Source organism: Polaromonas sp. (assembly GCF_012927415.1).
GTDB lineage: Bacteria > Pseudomonadota > Gammaproteobacteria > Burkholderiales > Burkholderiaceae_C > Polaromonas.
In genome coordinates this window covers 16,483-41,858 of sequence record NZ_JABBPF010000040.1, presented here as the reverse complement: position 1 = coordinate 41,858, position 25,376 = coordinate 16,483, and the positions used below count along the sequence as shown (strand labels likewise).

Sequence of the window (25,376 nt, the reverse complement as noted above, 5' to 3'; positions counted from 1 at the left end):
CCACGACCTTGTCCTCGGTGTAGCCCAGGATGCCCTTGAGCGCGCCTTCGCTCTGCGCCTTCATCTCGGCGCATATTTCCTTGAGCGTGGCTTCCTTGTTGAGCTCGCAGGTCAGGTCGACCACCGAGACATCCGACGTTGGCACGCGAAAACTCATGCCGGTGAGCTTTTTGTTGAGCTCGGGAATCACCACGCCGACGGCCTTGGCGGCGCCGGTTGACGACGGGATGATGTTTTCCAGAATACCGCGGCCGCCGCGCCAGTCCTTGTTGCTCGGACCGTCCACCGTTTTTTGCGTGGCGGTCGCCGCATGCACAGTCGTCATCAGGCCGCGCTTGATGCCCCATTTGTCATTGAGCACCTTGACGACGGGCGCGAGGCAGTTGGTGGTGCAGCTGGCGTTGCTGATGATGGCCTGGCCGGCATAGGTTTTTTCGTTCACGCCGAAAACGAACATCGGCGTGTCGTCTTTAGACGGTGCCGAAAAAATGACTTTTTTGGCGCCCGCAGCCAGGTGCTTTTCACCGGAGGCCTTGTCAAGGAACAGGCCAGTGGCTTCCAGCACCACATCGGCGCCGACTTCGTTCCACTTTAGATTGGCGGGGTCGCGCTCCTGGGTCAGGCGGATTTTCTTGCCGTTGACGATGAGGGTGTTGCCCTCGACCGAAACCTCGCCCTTGAAGCGGCCATGCACCGAGTCATACTGCAGCATATAGGCGAGGTACTCCGGCTCGAGCAGATCGTTGATGGCGACGATTTCGATGTCGCTGAAGTTCTGCACGGCGGCGCGCAACACGTTGCGGCCAATGCGGCCGAAGCCGTTAATACCCATCTTGATAGTCATGTGCTCTAGCTCCTGAAGTTAATCTGTCAATTTCCGGTCCGGCCACACCGCCGGGTCGGCATCATTTTTTCATCAACACCTTGCGCACGGTATCGGCCACGTTTTCGGGCGTGAAGCCGAAGTGCTTGAACAGCGCCGGCGCTGGTGCCGATTCGCCATAAGTATCGATGCCGACCACGGCCGCGCAGCCGTATTTCCACCAGCCTCCGGTCACGCCCATTTCCACCGCGATGCGGGGGATGCCTTCGGGCAGGACTTCGGATTTGTAGGCGGTCTTTTGCCGGTCAAACGTCGTCGTGCTGGGCATGGAAACCACACGCACGGCAATTTTGTAGCTCGCCAGCAGCTCTTGCGCCTTCAGCGCCAGCTGCACTTCCGAGCCGGTGGCGATGATGATGGCCTGCATTTTTTTATTCAGGCCGACTTCCGCGGGCTCGGCCAGCACGTAAGCGCCCTTGCTGATCTGGCCAAGGTCGTTTTTGGGCGCATACGGCAGGTTCTGGCGGCTCAGCAGCAATGCCGTCGGCTTGTTTTTGTTTTGCAGGGCCACGGCCCAGGCGACTGCCGTTTCGGCCGTATCACCCGGACGCCAGACGTCCAGATTGGGAATCAGGCGCAGGCTGGCGGCCTGTTCGATCGACTGATGCGTCGGGCCGTCTTCGCCCAGGCCGATCGAGTCATGCGTGAACACATGCACCACGCGCAGCTTCATCAGCGCGGCCATGCGGATGGCGTTGCGCGAATAGTCGCTGAACGTGAGGAAGGTACCACCGTAGGGAATGAAACCGCCGTGCAGCGCAATACCGTTCATGGTGGCCGCCATGCCGAATTCGCGCACGCCGTAGTTGATGTGGCGGCCGCCGACGCTGACGCCATCCGTGTTGACGGTCTGCACCACGTCGCCATTCAAATCAAAGCGCAGGCTGGGAGTTGACGGCGTGTTGGTCAGGTTGGAGCCAGTCAGGTCGGCCGAACCGCCCAGCATCTCGGGCAGGCCGGCGGTAAAGGCCACCAGCGCCAGCTGCGAGGCCTTGCGTGAAGCGACGGTTTCGGCTTTGGTGTGCGCGCCGATGACGGTGTCTACGGCAAGTTGTGAAAAGCGTTTGGGCAGATCGCCCTTCATGCGGCGCACAAACTCGGCGGCAAGTTCCGGATAAGCCGCTGCGTAGGCCGCGAACTTCGCATCCCAGTCGGTTTCAAGCGCCAGCCCGCTGGCCTTTGCGTCCCAGTCGTCATAGACCTCTTGCGGGATGACGAAGGGCGCATAAGGCCAGTTCAGCAAGTCACGCGTGAGCTGGATTTCTTGTGCACCGAGCGGCTCGCCATGGGCCTTGGCGGTGTTGGCGCGGTTCGGCGAGCCCTGGCCGATTTTTGTCTTGCAGACAATCAGCGTGGGCTTGTCGCTGACCTTTTTGGCATCGGCAATCGCGGCCGAAACCACCGCAGCATCGTGGCCGTCAATCGGGCCGATCACATTCCAGCCGTAGGCGGTAAAGCGCAGCGGCGTGTTGTCGATAAACCAGGGCGCGACCTGGCCGTCAATCGAGATGCCGTTGTCATCGTAAAGCGCAATCAGCTTGTTCAGCTTCCACGCGCCGGCCAATGCGGCGGCTTCATGGCTGATGCCTTCCATCAGGCAGCCGTCACCCATGAAAACATAGGTGTGGTGGTCAACGATGGTGTGTTCCGCACCGCCGGCTTTGCCGGCCTTGCGGTTGAATTCGCTGGCCAGCAGCTTTTCAGCCAGCGCCATGCCGACGGCATTGCTCAAGCCCTGGCCGAGCGGGCCGGTGGTGGTTTCAACGCCCGGGGCATAACCCAGTTCGGGATGACCGGGGGTTTTGGAGCCGAGCTGGCGAAAGTTCTTGAGCTCGCTGATCGGCAGCTTGTAGCCGGTCAGATGCAGCACGGCATACAACAGCATCGAGGCATGGCCGTTGCTCAGGACAAAGCGGTCGCGGTCAAACCAGTGCGGGTTCTGCGGGTTGTGCTTGAGGTGCTGGCCCCAGAGGGCTACGGCCATGTCGGCCATGCCCATGGGGGCGCCAGGATGCCCGGAGTTGGCTTGTTGTACAGCGTCCATTGCAAGTGCGCGTATCGCATTCGCCATCATTTCATTATTGGCCATCAGGCAAAAGCTCCGGAAGGTTCGGGAATCAGGGTAATCCGCTATTTTAACGGGCGACGGATTGGGGGCGGCTTGAGCGGCTGTCTGCAGGGCCGCGCGCAGTGGTGGCAACAAATGCGCCCGCTCGGGTTGCATGCCAATCCTGGACCCGGCGCGAAGCCGCAGACAGCGCTGCCTCACGGCAAGGCGAAGCCACGACCTGACGGATTGAAATGGCAATGGAAATGGAATAATGTCCTGCTTATGCAAGGCTTGCACCTCACCGCCGATCTCCCCCCGCATTGCCGTGAGCCCGCGTGGCTGCTCGACGCCGACGCGCCGGGTGCGGTCTGCACTGAGGCCGTGCAAACCGTCGGGCTGAACAGCGTGCGCCGGCTGTTTTATGTTTTTCCCGCTACCGTGCACGGCCCCCGCGGCGTTACCGCTACCTGTCTTGCTGGCCGAAAGCCACGTCTGCGTTCACACCCGGCCAGAGCAACCGGCCGTGGCGTTCGATGTCCATGTCTGCAATTTCGGCAGCGACCACTGCAGCAAGGCCAAACCCTGAGGAACACCCTGATTTCCCTGTTTAAGCCCGGCCGGATGAAGCGCCACGCGTTCACGCGCGGTGCCATCGTGGAAGCGCCGACCGGCTCCGTGACCGCCGCCGCATGAGCGCTGCGCCGGGCCGTCCCCCAGCAAGCTCGCACCGCAGTGCGCAGCACGAAGGTACTTCAGTGAGCCCGACCACCCGGGCGATGATCCTGGCAGCCGGGCGCGGCGAACGCATGCGGCCGCTCACTGACGGCACGCCCAAACCGCTGCTCGAAGTACGTGGCAAGGCGCTGATCGACTGGCACGCCGAGGCGCTGGCCCGTAGCGGCTTCACCGAGCTGGTCATTAACACCGCTTGGCTTGGCGCGCAGATATCGGATCATTTTGGCCGCAGGTCCAATCAATACGGCAATAGTTTGCTATCAATTTCATACTCTCATGAAGGCGCTGAGTTTGGCCGTGCGCTGGAGACAGCCGGCGGCATTGCGCGCGCGCTGCCGCTGCTGGGCGAGGTGTTCTGGGTGCTGGCCGGCGATGTGTTTGTACCCGGTTTTGAATTCTCGCAAGCCGCCGTCAGCCGCTTTGCGGCCAGCAGCAAGCTCGCCCATCTGTGGCTGGTGCCCAACCCGGCGCACAACCCGCGCGGCGACTTCGGCCTGAGCTCCGGCGGCCTGGCGCTCAACCTGGCGGCCGATGACAATGCGCCGCGCCATACCTACAGCACGATAGGCCTGTACCGGCGCGCGCTGTTTGACGCGCTGCCTTTTGGCAACCCGCAAGGCCTGGCCGCCCCGCTGGCGCCCTTGCTGCGTCAGGCGATGGACCTGCAGCAAGTCAGTGCCGAACTGTATGAGGGCGCGTGGACCGATGTCGGCACGCCGGCACGGCTGGCCGAACTGAATCAAAATCCAGGAAACTGAAAGCATCCCGCGCCATGAGCACCTCGACAAATACCCCAGGCAACACCGCCGTTTACGCCAAACGTCGCGCCGCCATTGGCCGTGCCCTGAAAGCGGCGGGCGGCGGCATCGCCCTGCTGCCCACCGCGCCCGAAATTTCGCGCAACCGCGACAGCGACTTTCCCTACCGCCACGACAGCTACTTTTACTACCTGACCGGTTTCAGCGAACCCGGCGCCTGGCTGGCGATTAACGCCAGCGGCAAGACCATCACATCCACCGTGTTTTGCCGTCCTAAAGACCTGGAGCGTGAAATCTGGGACGGCATACGTCTGGGGCCCAAAGCGGCCCCCGCGCAACTCGGCGTTGACGCCGCTTTCAGCACCGACGAACTGAACGAAAAAATGCCGGCACTGCTGGCCAACCAGAATGCCGTGTGGTTTCCGTTCGCCACGCACAAAGGCCTTGATACGCAGGTCGATGGCTGGCTCGACACCGTGCGCGCCCGCATTCGCCAAGGCACGGAATGCCCGAGAAACCAGCACGATTTATGCGTGCTGCTCGACGAGATGCGGCTGGTCAAGGACAGCCACGAAATTTCCATCCTGCGACGCGCCGGCAAGATTTCTGCCGCCGCCCATGTGCGCGCCATGCAGGCCTCGGCCGCCATGCTGCGTGACGGTAAAAAAGGCATCAAAGGCGGGTTGCCCAATGGTTTGAGGGAATACCACCTCGACGCCGAACTGATGCACGAGTTCCGTCGCCACGGCTCCGAGTTCCCGGCCTACACCAGCATCGTCGCGGCAGGCGCCAACGCCTGCGTGCTGCATTACCGCGCCGGCAACGCCGAACTCAAACCCGGCCAGCTCTGCCTGATTGACGCCGGCTGCGAGCTTGAAGGCTACGCCAGCGACATTACCCGCACCTTTCCGGCCGACGGCAAGTTCACCCCGGCACAGCGCCTGCTTTATGACATCGTGCACGCCGCGCAAGAGGCCGCCATCACCGCCACCCGTCCCGGCAAACGATTCAACGACCCGCACGACGCCGCCACGCGCGTGCTGGCGGAAGGTATGCTGGACGTCGGCCTCTTGCCCAAGGGCAAACACGGCAAGGTCGACGACGTGCTCGAATCAGGCGCTTACCGCCAGTTCTACATGCACCGCACCGGCCACTGGATGGGCATGGACGTGCACGACTGCGGCGACTACACCGAGCCCGGCAGCAAGGCGCGCGAGGAAAAAGACGCATTGGGCAAGAGCGTGATGCGCAAGCCCTCCCGCATCCTCAGGCCCGGCATGGTGCTGACGGTCGAGCCAGGTATTTACGTGCGACCCGCCAGGGGCGTACCCGAGGAATTCTGGAACATCGGCATCCGGATTGAAGATGACGCGCTGGTGACGGCCCAAGGCTGCGAACTGATGACTCGCGGCGTGCCGGTGGCGGCGGATGAGATTGAGGCGCTGATGCAGGGGTGAGGGTTGCGGAAGGCGATTCAGGGCGGCTCACGGTGCCTGCGGTGACCGCCTGCAGATGGCTGAAAGCAGGCAATCTGAATCAGTGTCGCGTCTGCCGCTTTGGGCTTAAAGCGGTCAGGCGCGCCCGCACCTTGAACGACGGCTACGCAGCGGTTGCTGCCGATCACCCGTTCTGGCGGTCAGTCAGGCTTCGACCAACCGCAGACAGTCGGGTGTAAGTCCGGTTACGGACATCCAACGTTCGAGCCTGACCGCACCAGCGGCGACGACGATAACGGTTTCCACGATGGGCTTGCCTGCGAGTTTCGCCCGGCTTTCGCCTTGCGTGGTACGGAAAAAAGGAACTTGAAAGGGACCGGGCACGAAGCCAGTGCCAAGCACGATTGAGAGGCAAGCAAGCCCAGCGCCAACAGTCTTGGTCAAGACGTGGTCCGAGCTACGACGGCAAGTTGTCCTACTCCTGCGGCAGCGTGTTTGAGCAAGGATAGGCGTTTACCAAAAGGACAACCACGCCATGACTGACCCGCGCAACATTGCTCACGACAAAAAAGTGCAGCAGGAAAAGAAACACCGCAGCGAAGAGATTTCGCCAGGCGCGGACAAGACCCCGCAGCCAGGAAAAAAGACTCACATGGAGCACCATGCATCGGATATTGCGAAAGTCCCCGATGAGGCAGATTCAGTACCAGGCAGCGAAAAGCCGCTGGACTAACCACGACATAGGTCGTTCTCCTTTAACCAACCCGAGTCGTGTTATCGGCAGTTGCCGGCCTGACGCAATGTTGATAAACAAAAAACTTTGTCCCCATCGGACCTGATCAGTTTGTTTTTATTAAAAAATAGCGAAAAACCCGGCAACTCCTTGCCGCCGTTTCGCTATTTTCTTACTTCATGTCTCCCTTTTTCTCGTATTTTTGGTAAACAAAAAGACAGCACGCGAAAGGCTAGGGCAAAGATATTTCAACCGCGACTTGAGAGCGGCTGGGTCTCGAAAAAACTGCATCCCAATAATTGATGGCGCCTCTTCGATTTTGCTCGGCGTTTACATAGCGTTCGGCGCCTGTAGTTGGCGCAAACGCGCTGCATGAGGCGCACTTCTCCACTTGATCAATCCCATGCATCAACACGCCTTTTATGGGCTGCTTTCGGCTATTTCAATAGTCAGCTTTGGGCGGAAGCTGACTGCCGCGTTTTAAGTGCTACTGGCCGCTGTCAGTCTGAAACGGACTTCCGTTTTGCAGCGAAAGCGGGCATTCATCGAAATCTGGTGAATGGCTGGTTTGGGCCAGAAGCCGGCATTCGGAAGATTCGAACAAAGGACCGCTTCAGACTGTGAAGCGACATTTGGCTTTTCAAACTGAATGCTCCAAACCAGCTGTTGGCATTAACAGGCTAAAGGTCAGTAATGTGGCGAAGATTTCGTCTACCGTAGCACCAACTATCGAGCAAAACCTGTTGTTCAAGTCCCTGACCTATTGCAGACGTTCAACTGTAAATAGCGGACCAGCCAAACAAGGTGTTTGTCAACGGCAGCAACTTGCATGAATGGCCAACCGCCCCACGCAGACGTGATTCAGGCGCTTGTGCCTATATATTTTCCATCACACTGGGCAATGATCAGTGCAAGATGGCTTGCATGGTTGGATCGTAATGTTTGCCTGCATCATTGTTGATGGTCCCCAGTGCTTCTGTCTTTGGCCACACCTCTGCGTTGGAAGTGAGGGCATCCAGTACGTTGGCTACAGCAATAATGCGCATTGGGAGGAGTACCTGCAGAGTTGGAAATCGTGGACTGTCCAATCGCGCTGAACAAGCCAACCAATTGAAGTTCTTACTTGTACAGGACTGGAAACTGTTGGCGTAAATGCGCCAGCTTGGACATGTCGTTGAAAACGATATAGGGCTGGTTAGGGTGCAATGCTAGATAATTCTGCTGATGCTCCTCAGCTCGATAGAACTGCTGTAAGGGCACCACTTGCGTGACGACTGGTTTGGAAAAGTTGTGCGCGTCGGTGATTTTTTGGATATAGGCTGACGCTATCTTCTGCTGATCAGCGCTAGTGTAAAAAACAGCGGAACGATACTGGCTGCCCACGTCTGGTCCTTGGCGGTTGAGCTGCGTGGGATCATGTGCCACGCTGAAAACTACCTGCAGCAGTTGTTGATAAGACACCTGTGCGGGATTGAATCGAATGCACACGGACTCCGCATGCATGGTATCGCCGCCGCTGACTTGCTCGTAATTGGCTCTGCTCGCACCACCGCCAGCATAGCCCGATTCCACGTCGGACACACCCTTGACATGTTTGAGCACAGCATCCACACCCCAGAAACAGCCGCCAGCGAAAACAGCAGTTTGTGCGCTGTTCATCGTTTCTGGCGGCTTGTCAGCTTTGTTATTGGGCAAGGCCGAATTCGCTGAGGCAGGTGCCAATGCCGTCAGCACCATGGCCGCAGCTCCAGCCAGCTTCAACAGCGCGGTTAGGGAAGATAGTCCAAACATGACCTGCTCTCCTTTTTTTCAATCAGATTGAATCGTGCGCCCTGAACCCATGTTGATCGCATGAAGTAACGGCTTTTATTCATGACAACTGGCGTTGACGCGGCTTTGCAACGCGCAAACCACCCGTATTACCGGGCGGATAACTGCAGCTACAAAACACTCCACCCAACACGCCTACTTCTTCATTTCTTTACCCATCGCATCCTTGGCCATAGCATCCTTGGCCATGCTGTCTTTTTTCATGTGGTCTTTGGTCATGCCGTCCTTGGTCATGCTGTCTTTTTTCATTGGGTCTTGAGCCATGGTGTCTTTCTTCATACCGTCTTTAGCCATGCCGTCCTTATTCATGGCATCCTGAGCGAAAGCCGTACTTCCTGCAAACAAAAGGGTGATGGACAAAAGGGCTGAGGCGATCGTTTTCATAGTGAACTCCATTGAAGTGATATTGAAATGGCAGTAGTGCCGAGTTTTCAGGGCGTCCGAGCGGTGATGCTCAGATGCCTCCGAACCAGTTGTACCCCTGGTCTTCCCAGTAGCCTCCGGGGTAAGTATTTGTGACGAAAATCGCCTGAATGTGTTTGGGATTCTTGTAGCCCAGCTTGGTGGGCATGCGCAATTTCATCGGAAAGCCGTACTTGGGCGGCAGGGGTTGGCCGTCGTAGGTCAGCGCCAGCACGGTTTGCGGGTGCAGCGCCGTGGGCATGTCAATGCTGGTGAAGTAATCGTCAGCGCACTTAAAGCCGACGTACTTGGCGCTCAGGTCTGCCCCCACGCTCCGAAGAAAACTGCCAAATGCAACACCGCCCCACTTGCCAATGGCGCTCCAGCCTTCCACGCAAATATGGCGCGTCACTTGGTCAATTTGCGGCATGGCCCGTAATTCGGGCAAGCTCCATTTGTGTTTGTCTGCGACCAAGCCGGTGACTTCAAGGCGATAGCTGCCTTCCTCCACCACACGCACCTCGTCTTCACCGTAGTAAGCGTTAAAGGGAAACGGGCGTGTGATCATCGACTCGGGGTAGGTCGGAGCCAGGCGCTTGGGATCAAATAGCCAGCCCTGCACTTCGTCATTCATGCGGGAAATTCGGGTCAGCGCCGTCTCAACGCTGGTTTCATCGGCCAGCGTGCAACCGGTGAGCATGGCCAGGCCGCCCAACGTTAGTGAGCGGCGCAAGAAGTCGCGCCGCGCAGGCACGGTAATCTTGCCGGCGTGGCTGATGCGATTGACCGCTTCTCTCAATACAGCATCGCCATCAATGGCCAGACGGGTCGGGGATTTAATGATCATTGCATGGACTCCTTACGACCGCGAACCATATAGATCAGTGTGTGTGGCACCAGCGCCACCATCACCAGATGAACCACCACAAACGCAGCCAATGCCGCCATGGCAAAGAAGTGGATCCGGCGGGCCCCCTCGTATCCAAACAGAAGTTCTCGCAGCAGTGGGAACTGCACTGACTTCCAGAGCACCAGTCCGGAAACAACCAGCAGAACGCTGTCGAGCATCACAAACAAATAAGCAAGTCGCTGCACCATGTTGTAGTGCTCTGAATCAGCATGGGCCAGGCGGCCCTTGAGGGCGGCCAGCAGATCGGCCAGCAGCCCTTTGAGCGAAAGGGGGAAGAACTTGTGGCGCAGGCGGCCGTTTGCCAGATTGACAGCCAGATATAGAAAACCGTTCACACCTAAAATCCACATGGCAGCAAAGTGCCACTGGATGGCGCCTCCCAGCCAGCCACCCAGCGTGATGTTTTTGGGGATTGCGAAGCCGAGAAATGCGGTGGCGTTATAAATCTGCCAGCCACTCATCATGAGAATGATGACCGCCAAAGCATTGAGCCAGTGCATGGTCCGTAACCACCCTGGGTGAACGATGCGTTTTCGAGAAGTCATCAAAGTTCCTTAAAATTTCGACCTAAAACCAGCTTGGTTTTGCATGCGGCATGAGTTTGACCTGCGCAGTTTGAATCCATGATCTGCTTCCAGGTTGATAGGTAGTTCGTCAGGAGTTGGCAACGGGTTACAGTTCCCGGCGAAATCTGAAAAAATATTTTTTGGGCTCGCTGTAACCTAAAGCCGACATGGAACGAATAAAAGAAAGAGATACCCGGTTCACGACCAGCGAAAATCAGTTGCGCGAGTTGTTAATGCAGGGCCAGGGCGGAGATGCGGTGGCCTACCACCTCTTTCTGAAAGTGTTGAGTGCGCATTTGCGGGCTTATTTCAGAAAAAGGCTTTTTCAACACCCCGATGAAGTAGAGGATCTTGTACAAGAAACACTACTCGCGGTGCACAACCAGCGACACACTTACCTTCCTGACCAGCCCTTGACGGCCTGGGTATATGCGATCGCTCGCTACAAGTGGGTAGACCTATTGCGCGCGCGCTCGTCGCGCGAGGCACTGACAGATCCGCTGGATGATGAGCTTGAGGTGTTTGCGTCATCCGACACCGAGGCAATGGAGGCCAAGAAGGACCTGAACAAGCTGCTGGCCAGTTTGCCCGACCGCCAGCGCCTGCCCATCGTGCACGTCAAGGTGGAAGGACTGTCTGTTGTGGAGGCTGCGCAACTTACGGGTATGTCGGAATCGGCCGTAAAGATCGGTGTTCACCGGGGCCTGAAAGCCCTTGCAGCCAGAATCAGGGAAACAAAATGAAAACCGACGAACTCATTTCCATGCTCGCAAAAGGTGCAGCGCCAATACCCGCGAACGCGGTGAGCCGACGCTTCGCTTTAGCCCTAAGCTGCGGCGTTCCGGGAGCGGCGTTGCTAATGGCCATTACGTTTGGTGTCCGCGCTGACCTGGCCCAGGCCACCGGCGAATTAGTATTATGGATAAAACTTGCCTTTGCTGGCTGCTTGGCGCTGGCTGGCTTTATCGCGACCGAACGGCTGGCCCGCCCCGGCATGCGTCTTGGCGGCGTATGGGTAGCGTTGATGGCGCCGGTATTAATGCTATGGCTGGTCGCGGTCGCAGTGCTGATCGCTGCCGCGCCAGCGCAACGCGCTGACCTCATCTTTGGCGATACCTGGAAGACCTGTTCTTTGAACATCGCGCTGATTTCGCTGCCACTGTTCGCAGCGACACTTTGGACCATGAAGGGTCTTGCCCCTACTCGCCCGACGCTTGCCGGAGCCAGCGCCGGTCTGTTGGCGGGGGCACTGGGGGCACTGGTGTATGCGCTGCATTGCCCGGAGTCGGCCGCGCCTTTCGTCGGTGTCTGGTACGTGCTGGGGATCGCAATTCCGACGCTGGCCGGGACGGTGTTGGGACAACGGGTGTTGAGGTGGTAGTCAGGTCTGTATCTTGTCGAATTGACTCATGACTCCAAACAGTTCTCTTCATCGGCCCATGCACGACACCTACTCCAGTCATTCGTTCAAGGCCCGCTTTTCTCGATGCGCTATGTCGACTTTGGGCACTAAGCAATTCACCAGGAACGGCGGCTGACCGCCCCCCAAAAATAGCGCAATTGCCCTACCAGGAAGCTGCCCGTCGCGAACCACTCTTGACGCTGCATAGCAGCTATTTATAAAGCGAAATGGAATTACCGCTTTGTCTCGAAACCAGCCGGTGCTTAACGACGCATGAAGGACCGCATTGGGTCTGCACCAGACCTTCGATCGCGGATACTGAACCGGCCAATGGTGGCCGATCGTGAGCGGAGGGCTGACGGGCCTCGCCGACTGCACCCGGTTTTAAAACCCGTTATCAAGCTACCCATGAGTGAATACGACATAAGGATGCAGTCCTGATTTCATAGCAATTAATGCCCGAATTCACTGGACCACAGGCACTTTTTAACTAATTTTTAGCCAAAACTGCCAAAATCGCTTCAAACGGCAGTTGTTTGCGCTGCGCTGGCGCTCCACACGCCGTTTGACGCCGTTCAGCAAGGAGATCGCAACCGGCTTTTTCATGGCGATTCAGGGGCCGTTGTCAGCTACCTGAACCCGGCTTCGGGGCCAGACCAGCATGCCGCCTAAAATTGACCATGAAAATTTTTATCCGATATTTCTTTAAAGGCCTGCGCGTCATCCTCGGTCCGGTGATGCTGCTCAAGGAAGCCATCACGCGGCCAAAAGGTATGACCCGCCTGCCCGCAGCGCAGGAACAAGTGGATCAGCAATGCCGGTCGCTGGTTTTGTACCAATACAAGACCTGCCCCTTCTGCATCAAGGTCAGGCAGGAAATCAGCCGCCTGTCACTGAAAATCCAGCGGGTCGACGCACAACATGAGGGCCGTGACCGGCAGGAGCTGCTGCAACGCGGCGGTCATGCCAAGGTGCCATGCCTGAAAATTACCGATTCTGCCGGCAACACCCAGTGGCTCTACGATTCAGAAAAAATCAAGGCTTATCTACAGGCGCGTTTTGTGGCGGCGTGACGCTCAGCGCGTTGCGCCTCGGGCCTGCGCTCCAGCCCGCCTCTGCGTGGCCGATCGCTACACTCGCTCTTTTCCCCATCACCCCGAACCGAAACCGCAATGGAATTCTTAACCCTGGCGATGCTGATCGCCGTCGGCGCATTCACGCTCAAGTCAAGAGACGAGCGCAGGCGCATCGCCTTGCTGGGAAGCCATCTCGGAAAGTACCAGATCGAAAAACTGATGGAAAACCTGACCGAAGGTTATATGCGGGCGCTCGGAGAAAAAGATCCGGAGCGGCGTGAGCAGGTCTGGCGCCAGATGAGCAGCTCGGAGACCAAACTGTGCGATCAGTTCAACCGTTTTGTTGCTGACTTCTCGAAGGTTGAAGAAGCCGATGCCCGCGTGAGCACGCTTGCCTTTCCATTGCCCTATGCCGCCCGGCTGTTGCCGGCCGCGACGTTTGACCTGCGCAAGGTCTTGCTGGTTCACGCGCAGGGCGTCACCAATGCAGCGACCAACAGCCTTAACCGCAGTGCTAAAAACAAGGCCTACACCATGTCGGCCGAGCTTTTGCTGATGCAGCACAGCTGCCACTGGTTCTGCAAATCCAGAGCAGTGGCCTCGGCCCGGATGATGGTGCGGCACAAGACATCGTATGAACAACTGCTGGCGTCCGTCGCGCCCGAGACCCGCAAGGCGTATGACGCGCTGACTGGCAGCTGAGGCGGGCAGCGCCACCGGCGAGGGTTTCTTGCCCGCGTTCACAGCGCCACTCTGCGCCAGTGGGCCCGCGAAAAAACTTATTCAAACACCGGGTAGCCCGACAGGTCGCCTTGCCCGAAATGCAGGCGCTGCCACGGCAGCGGCTCATGCAGAGCCTGCTATCCATGGCTGCTTCTGACGCCTGCCAGTGGAACGCTCATGGCATGGCCATAACGCATCACACGAATGAGCCCAGGGCTGGTCGTACAGGCTTTGGCGCCGGGCCCGTCATGCAGCGTCGCCTTGAGCAGAGCGTTGGCGACCCGCCAGGCGGCGCATAAAGCAGGGCGGCGGCAGCGCGATGCAGGGCCGGCGGCGGATTCCCGACCACCCGGGCGGCTACTCACAGCCAAAGCGCCAGACTGCAGTGTTCAACCTGCCAGCGCTCTATCACTGGGCTCGCGGTGTTAAAGCCATCGACTACCCTACCATGTTTACCAGTCGACACGCGGATCACGACACGCCCGTTCTGCAGCCGCGCGCCCTGCGGCGCGGTCAACCGCCGCATCAGTTACCGATTGCCCCGGGGACAGGTCAGCACGCGCGCGTCGCGCCCGGCCGATGGCTCGGTGGCGAGCGCCCGAACGCCGTGGCGGCAGGCAATGTCATCGATGCCAGCCCAGGCCGACACGCTGGTCAGGCCGGCGCCGCAATCATCGCGGCAGCCGTAGTCCAGATACCAGCGCAAAGGGACGCTACTTTACTGCTGCCGGTTCGGCTATGCTCCGAAATAAATAGCACTTGGTAGCCGTATTACCTGGACAAGAGGCGTTTTTGACACCGGAATAGGGAAATTTCCGGCGCCCAACCGAAGCAGGTCGGCATGCAATGTCGCAAGCGCCTGTTCAATGAGCACAGCGCGCTATTGAATACGTAAAAAGCAGGCGGCGGGAAACGGGCGCATACGGTGATTTTCAGTGGGCTGATGCGCAAGGCTCTCTTGCCTGCCAGGCTCAAGCAGGGAGGCGACAAAGCCACAAGCACAACCTCTGCGCAACGGGCTTGACACCCTGACCGGCATTCGCGCGGCCTACAATTGCAGACCGTATAAAAAGTTGACGGCCGCACTGACCGTCCTAGCTGGAGACCTTCTGAATGTCCACACCACCCGCTGCGACGCCCCCCGACACTGATATGGAGCGCAACGAAAAGCGCGCCGAACTGCGCCGCGCAGCCCTTGAATACCATGAGTTCCCGACGCCCGGAAAAGTCGCCATCCGGGCGACCAAGCAGCTGATCAACCAGCGCGACCTAGCACTGGCCTACTCCCCGGGGGTGGCAGCACCCTGTGAGGAAATCGTCAGGGATCCGAACGCGGCGTTTAAATACACCAGCCGCGGCAATTTGGTGGCGGTCATCACCAACGGCACGGCCGTGCTCGGCCTGGGCGACATCGGACCGCTGGCCTCCAAGCCGGTGATGGAAGGCAAGGCCGTGCTGTTCAAGAAGTTTGCTGGCGTCGACGTCTTCGATATTGAAATTGACGAGAAGGACCCGGCCCGGCTGGTCGAGATCATTGCTTCGCTGGAGCCTACCTTCGGCGCCATCAACCTGGAAGACATCAAGGCGCCTGACTGCTTTTACATCGAGCGCGAGCTGCGCAAGCGAATGAAGATTCCGGTTTTCCACGACGACCAGCACGGCACTGCCATCACGGTGGGCGCGGCGATTTTGAATGCACTGAAAGTGGTGGGAAAAGACCCCAAAAAAGTCAAACTCGTGACTTCCGGTGCCGGCGCCGCCGCACTGGCTTGTCTGAAGCTGCTGGTCAAGCTCGGCATTCCGCGCGAGAACATTTATGTGACCGACCTGGCGGGTGTGGTGTACGAGGGCCGCAGCGAACTGATGGACGAGGACAAGCGCCAGTTCACACAAAAGACATCGGCCCGCAGCTTGGGTGAAATCATTGAGGGCGCTGATATTTTCCTCGGCTTGTCGGCTGGCGGCGTGCTGAAAAAAGAGATGGTCAGCAAAATGGCTGCACGACCGATCATTTTTGCACTGGCCAACCCGACTCCGGAAATCACGCCAGAAGAGGTCAGGCTGGTGCGTGATGACGCCATCATGGCGACGGGTCGGACAGACTACCCTAACCAGGTCAATAACGTTCTGTGTTTTCCGTATATTTTTCGCGGCGCGCTGGATGCGGGAGCCTCCACCATCACGCTGGAAATGGAAATTGCCGCTGTGCACGCGATAGCCGAGCTGGCGCAGGCAGAACAGAGCGAAGTGGTGGCCGCCGCCTACGTCGGCGAGAAGCTGACCTTCGGGCCGGAATACCTGATTCCAAAGCCCTTCGACCCCCGCCTGATGATGAAGATTGCGCCAGCGGTGGCTCAGGCCGCTGCCGACAGCGGCGTGGCGCTGCGGCCGATCCTGGACATGGCACTTTACCGCGACCGGCTGCAAAGTTTTGTCTATGCCTCTGGCACACTCATGAAGCCGATTTTCACGGCCGCGAAAACGGCAGCGAGCAAGCGCGTGGCCTATGCCGAGGGCGAGGAAGAGCGCGTGCTGCGCGCCTGTCAGATCGTGGTGGACGAAGGCCTGGCCCGGCCTACGCTGATCGGCCGGCCGGCCATCATCGCGCTGCGCATCGAAAAGTTCGGCCTGCGAATGAAGGAAGAACTCGATTACGACGTGGTCAATGTCGAGCAGGACCACCGCTACCGCGACTTCTGGCAAACCTACCACCGCCTGACCGAGCGCAGCGGCGTGACCGTGCAGATGGCCAAAATTGAAATGCGTCGCCGCCTCACCCTGATTGCCGGCATGTTGCTGCTAAAGGGCGATGTCGACGGCCTGATTTGCGGCACCTGGGGCACGACCGCCCACCATCTGGCCTATCTGGACCAGGTGATCGGCAAGCGTGAAGGCGTCAACACCTACGCCTGCATGAACGGCCTGCTATTGCCCGACCGCCAGGTGTTTTTGCTCGATACCCACGTCAACTATGATCCGACGGCCGAGCAGCTGGCTGAAATTACCACCATGGCGGCCGAGGAAATGATGCGTTTCGGCATCAAGCCCAAGGCGGCATTGCTGTCGCATTCGAACTTCGGCTCGTCCAACCACCCGAGCGCCCTGAAAATGCGCAACACTCTGGCCTTGCTGCGCGAAAAAGCGCCCTGGCTTGAAGTCGATGGAGAAATGCATGGCGACGTGGCGCTGGATGCCAGCGCCCGCAGCTTCATCATGCCCAACAGTTCGCTGACAGGAGAAGCCAATTTGCTGGTGCTGCCCAATATTGACGCGGCAAATATTTCCTACAACCTGCTCAAGACGGCGGCGGGTGGAAACATCGCCATTGGCCCGGTGCTGCTGGGCGCCAAGAAACCCATGCACATCCTGACGCCGACTGCCACGGTGCGCCGGATTGTGAATATGACAGCACTGACGGTCGCTGACGCCAATGCGGCTCGTTGAGCCCCGACTAGATAGCCGGCACTAACTTCCGAGGGCGCCATTGCCCTCTTTTTTATGCCTGAATATTCAGCAGGCGCTTGCGTTTTCAGCCGACATGGGGCAAACTACTACCTTGAAATTTAAGGGTTAACCCGAAAAAATCGGCAGCTTGGCTCTGAATTCATAAAAGGTTTTTTTCATGTTGTGCAGTAGATGGAAACGTTGGCGCAAGGCGGGCACAACGGCAGCTTTGGTCTTGTCGGCCAGTTTGAGCGGTTTAGCTGGTTTGTACCCCAGCGCGGTGCAAGCCAAAGGTCCGCTGTCACTGTCGCCGGTCGACACGGTAGCCACAGTAGCGGTTGCCCAATTGCCTCCACAGGGGCGCAGCATGCTGACGCTAGTCTACCAAGGTGGCCCCTTCAGGCATGACAAAGACGGTGTGGTGTTTGGCAACCGGGAGCGAATCCTCCCGGCCGGCGCACGCGGTTATTACCGTGAATATACCGTCAGAACGCCGGCAGAGCGCAGTCGCGGCGCCCGGCGTATCGTTTGTGGCGGCTTGCAGCCTGCAGTGCCCGATGCTTGTTATTACAGCGACGATCACTATGCGAGTTTTCGCAAAATTGTTCCCTAACCAGAGCGGTGGTTGTTATTTTGACTTTTGACCTAAGAGAAAGAGAAGCGGAGATGGAAACACCACTTCGTAAGGACAGCGAAATACCTTTAAAGGGCATTCGGCCCAATATTGTGCAGTCCATACGCGCCTTCCGTGTGCCCGAGTTGCAGGATGCTGCAACGAAGCTGAAACAGCATTTCCTGTATGCCAACCTGGGCAACGCACAGAACAAACAGGATATTCTGGACATGATCGCGGCGCAATACACTTTTCCGGCACATTTCGGAAAAAATTTCGATGCCTTGTACGACTGCATGACGGACCTGGTTCACAAATCAGGCCCTCAGCCCGGTTTCATCGTGGTGCTCGAACAGATTCCGGCGCATGCCAAATTTGACAAGGAAGCGCGCGAGCAATTGCTCGACATATTCAGGGATGCAGCGGACTACTGGGCGGATCGCAAGATACCGTTCAGATGTTTTTATTCTTTTCTGTAGCCCGCTCCCCAGACATTGGCCAAGGGGATCGGGCGAATGAGGCCCTGCAAGTCGTATCGGAAGGTGATGAGCCGATGCCGACCGACAAACTGATCGACGTATCGCCACTGGCGTTGCGTATGAGCAGTCCTTTCAACGCGAGTTACTGGCTCGCAGCCGCCTGAACCGACGGTTTCAGGCGAGAACAAAAAAGCCCGCTGGTTTAGCGGGCTTTTTTTCGGTCAAATCGGGTTAACGTCCCTATCTTTCCGGCCAGGACTGCTACGTTTTTTATAGCATATCGAGTTTGTCACCGGGCGGCGGGTGGGCGGCCACCTGCTGCGCCAGCGCCAGATACTCGGCCACCGGTACTTCCTCGGCCCGCCGCTTGACATTAAACTCGCCAGCAAACCCGCGCTGTTCCAGCCATTTGCCCAGCGTATGGCGCAGCAGCTTGCGACGCTGGCTGAAGGCCACCCGCACCAGCTCGCTCAGCAACTTGACGTCAAGCGCCACCGGCTCGGCGTGCGGCACCATGCGCACGATGGCGCTGTCCACGCGCGGTGGCGGGTCGAAACTTTGCGGCGGCACGTCCAAAACGCTTTCCATCGCATAACGCCACTGCAGCATCACGCTGAGCCGGCCGAAGTCACTGGTCGAAGGCACGGCCACCATGCGGTCAATGACTTCCTTTTGCAGCATGAAATGCTGGTCTTCAATCACATCGACCACATCAAGCAGATGAAACAGGATGGGCGTGGAGATGTTGTAGGGCAGGTTGCCGACAACGCGCAATCTGGATGATGCTGCGTCAGCGGTTGCGCCTTCTCGCTGGGACGCCGCAAGCTGAACCTGTTCCGCCAGTTGTCTGAAGTCCACCCTGAGCACGTCGGATTCGACCACCGTCAGCTTCGGGTGCGCGCGCAACTGGTGCGCCAGATCACGGTCCAGCTCGATGACTGTCAGGTGACCGAGTCGCTCGACCAGTGGCCGCGTCAGCGCCGCCAGGCCGGGTCCGATTTCGACCATCGGCTGACCAGGCAGGGGCGCAATCGCCTCCACGATGCCTTGGATGATCAGCCGGTCAGTCAGGAAATGCTGGCCGAAGCGTTTGCGTGCTACGTGCTTCATGATGCGCAAGCCCGGGCGACAGTCGCCCCGCAGCCTTCGGCCTGGCGCCTGGAAAACTTCTCCAAGGCGGCCCTCATAGCAGCCAGATGCCGCTGCGCCGGGTTGCCCCAGGCAAGGCCAGCTCCCCCGGAGGACAACGCATTACATGAAGTGAAAAGCGTGGGGGTCACTGAGGCGGTTCGCGGAATTCCACGTAGGCTCGCCCGCGGATGTCCTGAGCCCACAGCAGGTAGGCTTCATTCTGCTTTTTCTCACGCAGCAGGCCGCGCACCATTTCACGCTGGTCACGCGGGGAAATCGGCGCCTCCCGCCGCTCCATAACCTGCACCAGGTGCACGCCAAAGCGCGAAACCAGCGGATCTGAAATCTGGTTAGGGCCCAGGCCGTTCATGACTTTTTCGAATTCGGGCACAAAAGCGCCCGGACTGACCCAGCCCAGATCGCCGCCTTCCTTGGCGGAACCGTCCTGGCTGTTTTCTCGCGCAAGCAGCGCAAAGTCGGCCTGGCCTGCAACAATGCGCTTTTTGAAGCCGGCGAGTTTTTCGATCGCGGCGGTTTCTGTCAGTTGCGGCGACAGCCGCAGCAAAATGTGGCGGGCGCGGGTTTGCGTGATGACCGCGTCCGCCGCGCCGGCCTGCCTTTTTTCAACCACCTTCAGGATGTGAAAACCAGCGCCACTGCGCACCGGACCAGCCAGGCCACCCGCGCGCAGATTCTGCGTCGCCTGGACAAACAGCGGTGGATAACGGTCCGCATTGCGCAAACCCATCTGACCGCCGTTGCTGCGCGTCGCAGACGCCGAAACCTCGTTGGCCAGCGCCGCGAAGTCGCTGCCAGAGCGGGCCCGCTCCAGCACCTGCAGGGCCTTGGCCTGCAGCGCCGCGACCTGCTCGGGATTGGCGTTTTCAGGCACTGCCACCAGAATCTCGGCCAGGTTGAGCGCCAGCGCAGAGCCCTCGGTCTTGCCTTCCTGGTCGCGCATGAACTGGTCAATCTCCTGCTCGCTCACCGTCACCTTGGCCTCGACTTCGCGCTGGCGCAGCCGTCTGACCAGTAATTCGTCACGCATTTCCGAGCGAAACTGGTTGTAGTCAATGCCGTCGGCCTTCAGTCGGCGGCGCAATTCGTCCACGGTGATCTGGTTCTGCCGGGCGACGGTCTCGACAGCACCCTCGATCGCGTTGTCGTCCACCTTCGCCCCTGAGGTCTGCGCCATTTGCAGTTGCGCCTTGTCACTGATCATGCGCTCCAGCACCTCGCGCACCAGCTCGCCGCGTGGCGGCAGTGCCCCGCCTTGCTGCTGCAACAGCAGCTCGGTACGTACCAGCTTGGCGCGCACTTCGTTGTTGGTAATCGGTTCGGAGTTCACCACCGCGACGATGAAATCTGCCTGCCGCTGCGGCGCCGCGCCGCGCCGCCCGGCAGCTGCCGCGCTGGCGGGCGCGTCCGGCAGCCGCAGCATGCCGGAAGGCTTGAGCCCTTGGGCCTGCAGCCCGCTCATGGGCAGCGCGAGCAGCAGCATCAGCGAAGCGGCCAGTGGCCGGGCCGAAAAAAATCCGGTAAAAAAGCGGTCGTTATTCATAGGTAGTAAAGCGGCTGGGCGGACTGATTTTGTCACGCAGGGTTTGGTAGCGTGGGACGTTGGTTTTAAGCGTTTCCAGGGGACTGGCGCCGATGCGGGAAAAACCGACCAGTTCGAGCTGGAACAGAATTCGGGTGTTGGAAGTGACGGTGCTGCTTTGTGAGCGCTGCAGCACGACGCGGCCAATCCAGCAGCAGCCATCGTACTCAAGGCCGACCACCGCATCAACCAGTTTTTTATCCTGCAGGCTGTAGTTCAGGCGGCCCACGCTGTAGTACCGGCCGCCGCCCTGCCCCTGGCCCGCGCCAAGGTCTTGTCCCTTGTCGCCCCACAGATCGTTGATCGGCCACTGCCAGCCCACATCAAACTGCTCGCTGACATTGCGCTGGCGCCGGTAGGCCGCGCTGATGGTGCGGTAGTTGCTGGGGTTGTAGCGCACGCCGATTGAGGCGAACTCGGACTGCCTGACTTTCGGGTTGTACTGCACCGTACTGTCAAAAGACCACTGCGGCACCCAGTTGACTGTCGCGCCCGCCAGCAGGTCGCTGATCCGGTCAGTGGCGGGCAACAGGCCGGGCAGGGTCACTTTCTGGTCGGCAAAACTCAGGCGCTGCGCGACGCCAAGACGCACGATTTCCGCGCCGGTCTTGGGGTCCAGCAACCGGGAAGTCAGGCCCAGCGTGAGCAGGTTCGCGTCTGAAATCCGGTCATTGCCGCCAAAGGCGTTTTCGGTGAAAACGGTGGCGAAGTTGAAGCCGTTCAGGCCCGAATCGTAGTTGGGCAGCAGGCTCTGGTCGCGGTAGGGCGTGCGCACGTAAAACGCGCGGGGCTCCAGTGTCTGGGTAAAACCACGGCCAAAAACGCGGGTATCACGCTCGAACTGCAGTCCGCCGTCCAGGCTGAATGTCGGAACGACGCGCGAGGCCGTCGCCCGGCCATTGGCCAGCGGCCCGTCAAACTGGTAGCTGGTGGCGTGCAGCTGCAATTTCGGCGTGATGAAGCCGGCCGGCCACAACCAGGGATGGCTGGCCTGCAGCCGGGTAAAAGCACGATTGCCGTTGGGCTGCAGCGTCAAAGTCTTGTCGGCTGAAAAGCGGGTGTAGTCGCCCTCGACCGACCAGTCAAAACCGTCGCCCATGCCAGCCAGCGGTGCATCCACGCGGGTATATGCGGCAGTGAGCTGCGGCAGCCGGTCGTAGGGCGGAACGATCGGCGAGTTGACATCCTGCAGGGTCTGCCACTTCAGCGTCCGCACGGACGATGAAAAATAGCCGCGGTTCCAGGACAGCATCGCTTCCTGCGTCAGCAGGCGCTGCGTCACCTGGCCGGTCGCAATCGGGAAGTCACGCCAGTAGTCCTTGTCACTGACCCGGTTCAGGTTCAGGTTGAGCCCGAGCCCGCCGATGGCTGACACGCCGGTATCGATTGCGCCCTGGTGCTGCAGCGAATAGGACCAGCGGTCGCGGTTGCGCAGTTTGTCGCCGGGCAGCAAATTTGCGCGCAGCTGGCCCCGGTAGGTCGGGTCCAGGTAGCGAAACTCTCCAGCCAGATCCACGCCGCGCTTACTCATGATGGCGGGTGAAAACGTAGCGTCCCGGTTCGGCGCGATATCAAAATAATAAGGCTGGCGGATTTCAAAACCGTTGAGCGAACCCAGGCCGAGCGTCGGCGGCAAGAAACCGGACTTGCGCTTGTCGGTCAGCGGAAAGCTCACCTTGGGAAACCCCAGTATCGGCACACCCATGAAGCGCACCACCGCCCCGGTGGCCAGCCCGACCTCTTCGTCAAGGTCAAAGTCGAAACGGCTGGCTGTCAGTACCCAGGCGGGTTGCCAGCTGGCTTCGTTGTCGCGTTCGCAGGTGGTGTAGCTCGCGCGCAGAGCGGTGAAGTGCTTGTCGTCAATGAAATCGACGCGCTCGGCCTTGCCGTTGCCGCCATTGCTGAGAAACCGGTAGGTCGGCGCGGTGAAAAAACCCTCGAAACGGTCCAGCTTGATTTCAAGTTCCGGACCTTCAAAGCGGTTGCCGGCGTTGTTGATGCGGACATTGCCGCGGCTCTTGAGCAGGTCGTCGGGCTGGTAATACTCGATATGGTCGGCGCGCATCGAGCTGGCGCCGCGGCGCAGTTCGGCATTGCCATCGATCACCGTTTCCAGATCCGGCCGGCCGGACAGCCGGTCACCGAAAACAAAGGTCGGGCCCTTGTTTTCGGGTGATTTGGAAACTTCCTCGGCCAGCAGAGGCGAACTCTTGAGCTTGACCTCGCCGGCGGGCGAAGCTGCGGACGCTGCGGCTTCGGGCAGCGGGACAGCGGCTTCAGCGCCCCCCGCCGGCTGACTGTGCGCCGGCCCGGCCAGCGCCAGGCAGAACGAAGCGCAAAGCACCAGCCCGCGGACCGCCAGAGCCACCGGAGAAAGAATAAAAGAAGAATGGGATGCGCAGCGCATCGTTTGTATGAGATAAACCCGTTTGTAAAATCAGGCCTGATTATCCATGACCCTCTGATTCGTCCACCCCGGCCTGCCACACTGACAAAGTGTTCAAAAAACATGACTGCTTCCCCCCTCGTCTGGACTGACCCGGCGCGCGCCAGCGCCTTCGCGCAATGGCTGGCGTCTATCGCCCAGCAGCATGGCCTGCAAACCGCCAGCGTGCGTTTGGCCTCCGCCGACGCCAGCTTCCGCCGTTATTTCCGGATCGACGCGGCGGGCGGCAGTTGCATCATCATGGACGCGCCGCCGGACCGGGAAGACTGCGCACCCTTTGTCAAGGTAGCCGCCCTGATGGCCGATGCGGGCCTGAATGCACCCCGCGTGCTGGCCTGGAATGCGCCGCTCGGCTTCATGCTGCTGAGCGACCTGGGTGCCAAGACCCTGCTTGAGCTGATCGCGCCGCCGCTTGCCGTCAGCGCCATGGCCGTGCCGACACCCGGGCATTTTGACCTTTACATGGAAGCGGTGGATCTGCTGGTGCGCTGGCAACTGGCCTCGAAGCCCGGCGTGCTACCGCCTTATGACGACGCGCTGCTGAGCCGTGAACTGGCGCTTTTCCCCGAGTGGTATGTCGGCCGGCACCGTTCCATCAGGCTGGATGCCGGCCAGCAAGGCAAACTTGATGACGCATTCGCACAGATCAAGGCGAGCAACCTGCAGTCGCTGGGCGGCGCACGCGTTTATGTGCACCGCGATTTCATGCCGCGCAATCTGATGGTCGCCCAGACCAGCAACGCAGAGGGCGTGCGATTTTTCGACGAACCGCCGCTGGGAAAGTTAGCCCCCCCGGGGGGCAGCGCAGCACACGAAGTGGCAAGCGTCGGGGCCTTGGGCATTCTAGATTTCCAGGACGCGGTCTATGGGCCGATTACCTATGACATTGCCAGCCTGATGCGCGACGCCTTCCTGAGCTGGGAAGAGGAATTCGTACTCGACATCACCGTGCGCTACTGGCAAAAGGCGCGCAAGGCAGGTTTGCCTGTGGGCGATGATTTCGGCGAGTTTTACCGGGCCGTCGAATGGATGGGCCTGCAGCGCCACCTCAAGGTGCTCGGCATTTTTGCCCGCCTGACGCTGCGCGACGGCAAACCGCACTACCTGGCGGACACGCCGCGCTTCATCCGATACGTCCGCGCGACTTGCGCGCGCTACCGGCAGCTCGGGCCGCTGATGGTGCTGCTCGACGAGATCGAAGGCAACGAAACCCGCGTCGGATACACGTTTTGATGTCAAATCACCTTCTTGTCCGTGTAAGACGGTCATTGTTTGCTATTTATTTAATAGCAAATTCAGCTCTTTACGCAGCCTGCGCCCGACCGTGAGGCCGCGTTTTTTCGCCGACCTGGCATTGATCCCCGGCCACACCGTTGGCCTGCCCGAACAGGCCGCGCGCCATGTGCAGGTCTTGCGCCTGCAACCGGGCGACAGCATCACGCTCTTCAACGGACTGGGCGACGGCCAGCCCGGCAGCGAAGGCGAATTCGAGGCGACGGTAGAGCGTATGGGCCGCAGCGACGTTGACGTGGTGATAGGCGCTTACAGCGCCACGGTCCGCGAAGCGCGCCGCGCCATCCACCTGGTCACGGGTATGCCGGCCAACGACCGGATGGACTGGCTGGTCGAAAAAGCCACCGAACTGGGCGCGGCCAGCATCCAGCCGGTGATGAGCGAGCGCAGCGTGCTGCGCCTCAAGGCCGAGCGCGCCGACAAGAAACTGGCGCATTGGCGCGGCATTGCCATGGCCGCCAGCGAGCAGTGCGGGCGCAACCGGCTGCCGCTGATTCACGAGGTTGTCACGCTGGCCGACTGGCTGAAGAAAAGCCGTGACGCCAGCGCCGCCGAAGCCGACCGCCGACTGCTGCTGTCGCTGCGCGAAGGCTCGCGCCCGCTGGACCAGTCCGTCGCCGGCCGCGGCGCACTCACCTTCCTGAGTGGCCCGGAAGGCGGTCTGAGTGCCGCCGAGGAAGCCGCCGCCTTCGCCTGCGGTTTCAGCCCCGTCAGCCTGGGCCCGCGCGTGCTGCGCGCCGAAACCGCGCCACTGGCCTGTTTGTCGCTGCTCACGTTGTCTGGCGACGGCCAGCCCTGATGTCACGGGGCTCACGTAAGATGTCCGGATCGTCGTGAAGCGGGCGCTCCGGAGCCGGCCCGGTGCC

General features: G+C 59.8%; 24 protein-coding genes. 13 read left to right on the top strand and 11 right to left on the bottom strand.

What is annotated here, in order from left to right; all coding sequences use genetic code 11:
• Together gap and tkt are read right to left on the bottom strand one after the other, a co-directional pair.
• On the bottom strand, window positions 1–844 hold an 844-nt coding region (gene gap / locus HHJ19_RS04465; RefSeq protein ID WP_296904442.1), incomplete at its 3' end, for a type I glyceraldehyde-3-phosphate dehydrogenase.
• 61 nt (window positions 845–905) lie between these two features.
• Complete coding sequence (tkt, locus tag HHJ19_RS04460) at window positions 906–2,972, bottom strand: transketolase (protein WP_296904440.1); 2,067 nt, start codon at window positions 2,970–2,972, stop codon at window positions 906–908.
• 382 nt (window positions 2,973–3,354) lie between these two features.
• On the opposite strand from tkt, the gene HHJ19_RS18005 reads away from it, so the two are divergent.
• From HHJ19_RS18005 to HHJ19_RS04440, 4 genes are all read left to right on the top strand, one after another.
• Window positions 3,355–3,519 carry an S-adenosylmethionine decarboxylase gene (locus tag HHJ19_RS18005; protein ID WP_366929383.1) on the top strand — a complete coding sequence of 55 codons (165 nt, stop codon included), beginning with the start codon at window positions 3,355–3,357 and terminating at the stop codon, window positions 3,517–3,519.
• Between the two features lie 190 nt (window positions 3,520–3,709).
• Complete coding sequence (murU, locus tag HHJ19_RS04450) at window positions 3,710–4,426, top strand: N-acetylmuramate alpha-1-phosphate uridylyltransferase MurU (protein WP_296904446.1); 717 nt, start codon at window positions 3,710–3,712, stop codon at window positions 4,424–4,426.
• A gap of 14 nt (window positions 4,427–4,440) precedes the next feature.
• Window positions 4,441–5,883: an aminopeptidase P N-terminal domain-containing protein gene (locus HHJ19_RS04445; RefSeq protein WP_296904438.1), complete on the top strand. Its 1,443-nt coding sequence runs from the start codon at window positions 4,441–4,443 to the stop codon at window positions 5,881–5,883.
• A gap of 514 nt (window positions 5,884–6,397) precedes the next feature.
• Entirely contained in the window at window positions 6,398–6,595 is a 198-nt protein-coding gene (locus tag HHJ19_RS04440) for a hypothetical protein (protein WP_296904437.1), read from the top strand.
• A gap of 905 nt (window positions 6,596–7,500) precedes the next feature.
• Here HHJ19_RS04440 and HHJ19_RS04435 read toward each other — a convergent pair.
• The 5 genes from HHJ19_RS04435 to HHJ19_RS04415 form a co-directional block, all read right to left on the bottom strand.
• Window positions 7,501–7,641 (bottom strand): hypothetical protein, encoded by a 141-nt coding sequence (locus tag HHJ19_RS04435; protein WP_296904435.1) that lies wholly within the window; start codon window positions 7,639–7,641, stop codon window positions 7,501–7,503.
• A gap of 73 nt (window positions 7,642–7,714) precedes the next feature.
• A complete protein-coding gene (gene msrA, locus HHJ19_RS04430) occupies window positions 7,715–8,386 on the bottom strand; it encodes a peptide-methionine (S)-S-oxide reductase MsrA (protein WP_296904433.1) in 672 nt (223 codons plus the stop codon).
• A gap of 174 nt (window positions 8,387–8,560) precedes the next feature.
• Entirely contained in the window at window positions 8,561–8,809 is a 249-nt protein-coding gene (locus HHJ19_RS04425) for a pentapeptide MXKDX repeat protein (RefSeq protein ID WP_296904431.1), read from the bottom strand.
• 70 nt (window positions 8,810–8,879) lie between these two features.
• The gene (locus tag HHJ19_RS04420) at window positions 8,880–9,674 is read right to left on the bottom strand and encodes a molybdopterin-binding protein (RefSeq protein WP_296904429.1); all 795 of its coding nucleotides are present in this window, start codon (window positions 9,672–9,674) and stop codon (window positions 8,880–8,882) included.
• Window positions 9,671–10,282: a cytochrome b/b6 domain-containing protein gene (locus HHJ19_RS04415; protein ID WP_296904427.1), complete on the bottom strand. Its 612-nt coding sequence runs from the start codon at window positions 10,280–10,282 to the stop codon at window positions 9,671–9,673. Before HHJ19_RS04415 ends, HHJ19_RS04420 begins: the two co-directional genes overlap by 4 nt.
• Window positions 10,283–10,470: 188 nt before the next feature.
• Between HHJ19_RS04415 and HHJ19_RS04410 the strand changes: the two genes are divergently transcribed.
• The 4 genes from HHJ19_RS04410 to HHJ19_RS04395 all read left to right on the top strand — a co-directional run bounded on the left by HHJ19_RS04410 (window position 10,471) and on the right by HHJ19_RS04395 (window position 13,483).
• Window positions 10,471–11,046, top strand: a complete 576-nt coding sequence (locus HHJ19_RS04410) for a sigma-70 family RNA polymerase sigma factor (protein WP_296904425.1) — start codon at window positions 10,471–10,473, stop codon at window positions 11,044–11,046.
• The gene (locus tag HHJ19_RS04405; RefSeq protein WP_296904423.1) at window positions 11,043–11,684 is read left to right on the top strand and encodes a DUF1109 domain-containing protein; all 642 of its coding nucleotides are present in this window, start codon (window positions 11,043–11,045) and stop codon (window positions 11,682–11,684) included. The genes HHJ19_RS04410 and HHJ19_RS04405 overlap by 4 nt, the downstream gene beginning before the upstream one ends.
• A gap of 701 nt (window positions 11,685–12,385) precedes the next feature.
• Window positions 12,386–12,778 (top strand): glutaredoxin domain-containing protein, encoded by a 393-nt coding sequence (locus HHJ19_RS04400; protein ID WP_296904421.1) that lies wholly within the window; start codon window positions 12,386–12,388, stop codon window positions 12,776–12,778.
• A 99-nt stretch (window positions 12,779–12,877) separates the two neighbouring features.
• Window positions 12,878–13,483: a hypothetical protein gene (locus tag HHJ19_RS04395; RefSeq protein WP_296904420.1), complete on the top strand. Its 606-nt coding sequence runs from the start codon at window positions 12,878–12,880 to the stop codon at window positions 13,481–13,483.
• A gap of 550 nt (window positions 13,484–14,033) precedes the next feature.
• Here HHJ19_RS04395 and HHJ19_RS04390 read toward each other — a convergent pair.
• The gene (locus HHJ19_RS04390) at window positions 14,034–14,210 is read right to left on the bottom strand and encodes a hypothetical protein (protein WP_296904418.1); all 177 of its coding nucleotides are present in this window, start codon (window positions 14,208–14,210) and stop codon (window positions 14,034–14,036) included.
• A gap of 407 nt (window positions 14,211–14,617) precedes the next feature.
• Here HHJ19_RS04390 and HHJ19_RS04385 point away from each other — a divergent pair, with 407 nt between their 5' ends.
• The 3 genes from HHJ19_RS04385 to HHJ19_RS04375 all read left to right on the top strand — a co-directional run bounded on the left by HHJ19_RS04385 (window position 14,618) and on the right by HHJ19_RS04375 (window position 18,040).
• Window positions 14,618–16,948: an NADP-dependent malic enzyme gene (locus HHJ19_RS04385; protein WP_296904416.1), complete on the top strand. Its 2,331-nt coding sequence runs from the start codon at window positions 14,618–14,620 to the stop codon at window positions 16,946–16,948.
• A gap of 178 nt (window positions 16,949–17,126) precedes the next feature.
• Window positions 17,127–17,561, top strand: coding sequence for a ribonuclease domain-containing protein (locus tag HHJ19_RS04380; RefSeq protein ID WP_296904414.1), 435 nt, complete (start codon window positions 17,127–17,129; stop codon window positions 17,559–17,561).
• A gap of 53 nt (window positions 17,562–17,614) precedes the next feature.
• Window positions 17,615–18,040 carry a barstar family protein gene (locus HHJ19_RS04375; protein WP_296904412.1) on the top strand — a complete coding sequence of 142 codons (426 nt, stop codon included), beginning with the start codon at window positions 17,615–17,617 and terminating at the stop codon, window positions 18,038–18,040.
• A gap of 270 nt (window positions 18,041–18,310) precedes the next feature.
• On the opposite strand, the gene rsmA is transcribed toward HHJ19_RS04375, so the two are convergent.
• The 3 genes from rsmA to HHJ19_RS04360 form a co-directional block, all read right to left on the bottom strand.
• Window positions 18,311–19,150 (bottom strand): 16S rRNA (adenine(1518)-N(6)/adenine(1519)-N(6))-dimethyltransferase RsmA, encoded by an 840-nt coding sequence (rsmA, locus tag HHJ19_RS04370; protein ID WP_296904410.1) that lies wholly within the window; start codon window positions 19,148–19,150, stop codon window positions 18,311–18,313.
• 166 nt (window positions 19,151–19,316) lie between these two features.
• On the bottom strand, window positions 19,317–20,732 hold the full coding sequence (locus HHJ19_RS04365; protein ID WP_296904408.1) for a peptidylprolyl isomerase: 1,416 nt from the start codon (window positions 20,730–20,732) through the stop codon (window positions 19,317–19,319).
• Window positions 20,725–23,178, bottom strand: coding sequence for an LPS-assembly protein LptD (locus HHJ19_RS04360; RefSeq protein WP_296904406.1), 2,454 nt, complete (start codon window positions 23,176–23,178; stop codon window positions 20,725–20,727). The genes HHJ19_RS04365 and HHJ19_RS04360 overlap by 8 nt, the downstream gene beginning before the upstream one ends.
• A 102-nt stretch (window positions 23,179–23,280) precedes the next feature.
• Between HHJ19_RS04360 and HHJ19_RS04355 the strand changes: the two genes are divergently transcribed.
• Window positions 23,281–24,450: a phosphotransferase gene (locus HHJ19_RS04355; RefSeq protein ID WP_296904404.1), complete on the top strand. Its 1,170-nt coding sequence runs from the start codon at window positions 23,281–23,283 to the stop codon at window positions 24,448–24,450.
• A gap of 91 nt (window positions 24,451–24,541) precedes the next feature.
• Entirely contained in the window at window positions 24,542–25,309 is a 768-nt protein-coding gene (locus tag HHJ19_RS04350; protein ID WP_296904402.1) for a 16S rRNA (uracil(1498)-N(3))-methyltransferase, read from the top strand.
• Window positions 25,310–25,376 lie beyond the last annotated feature (67 nt).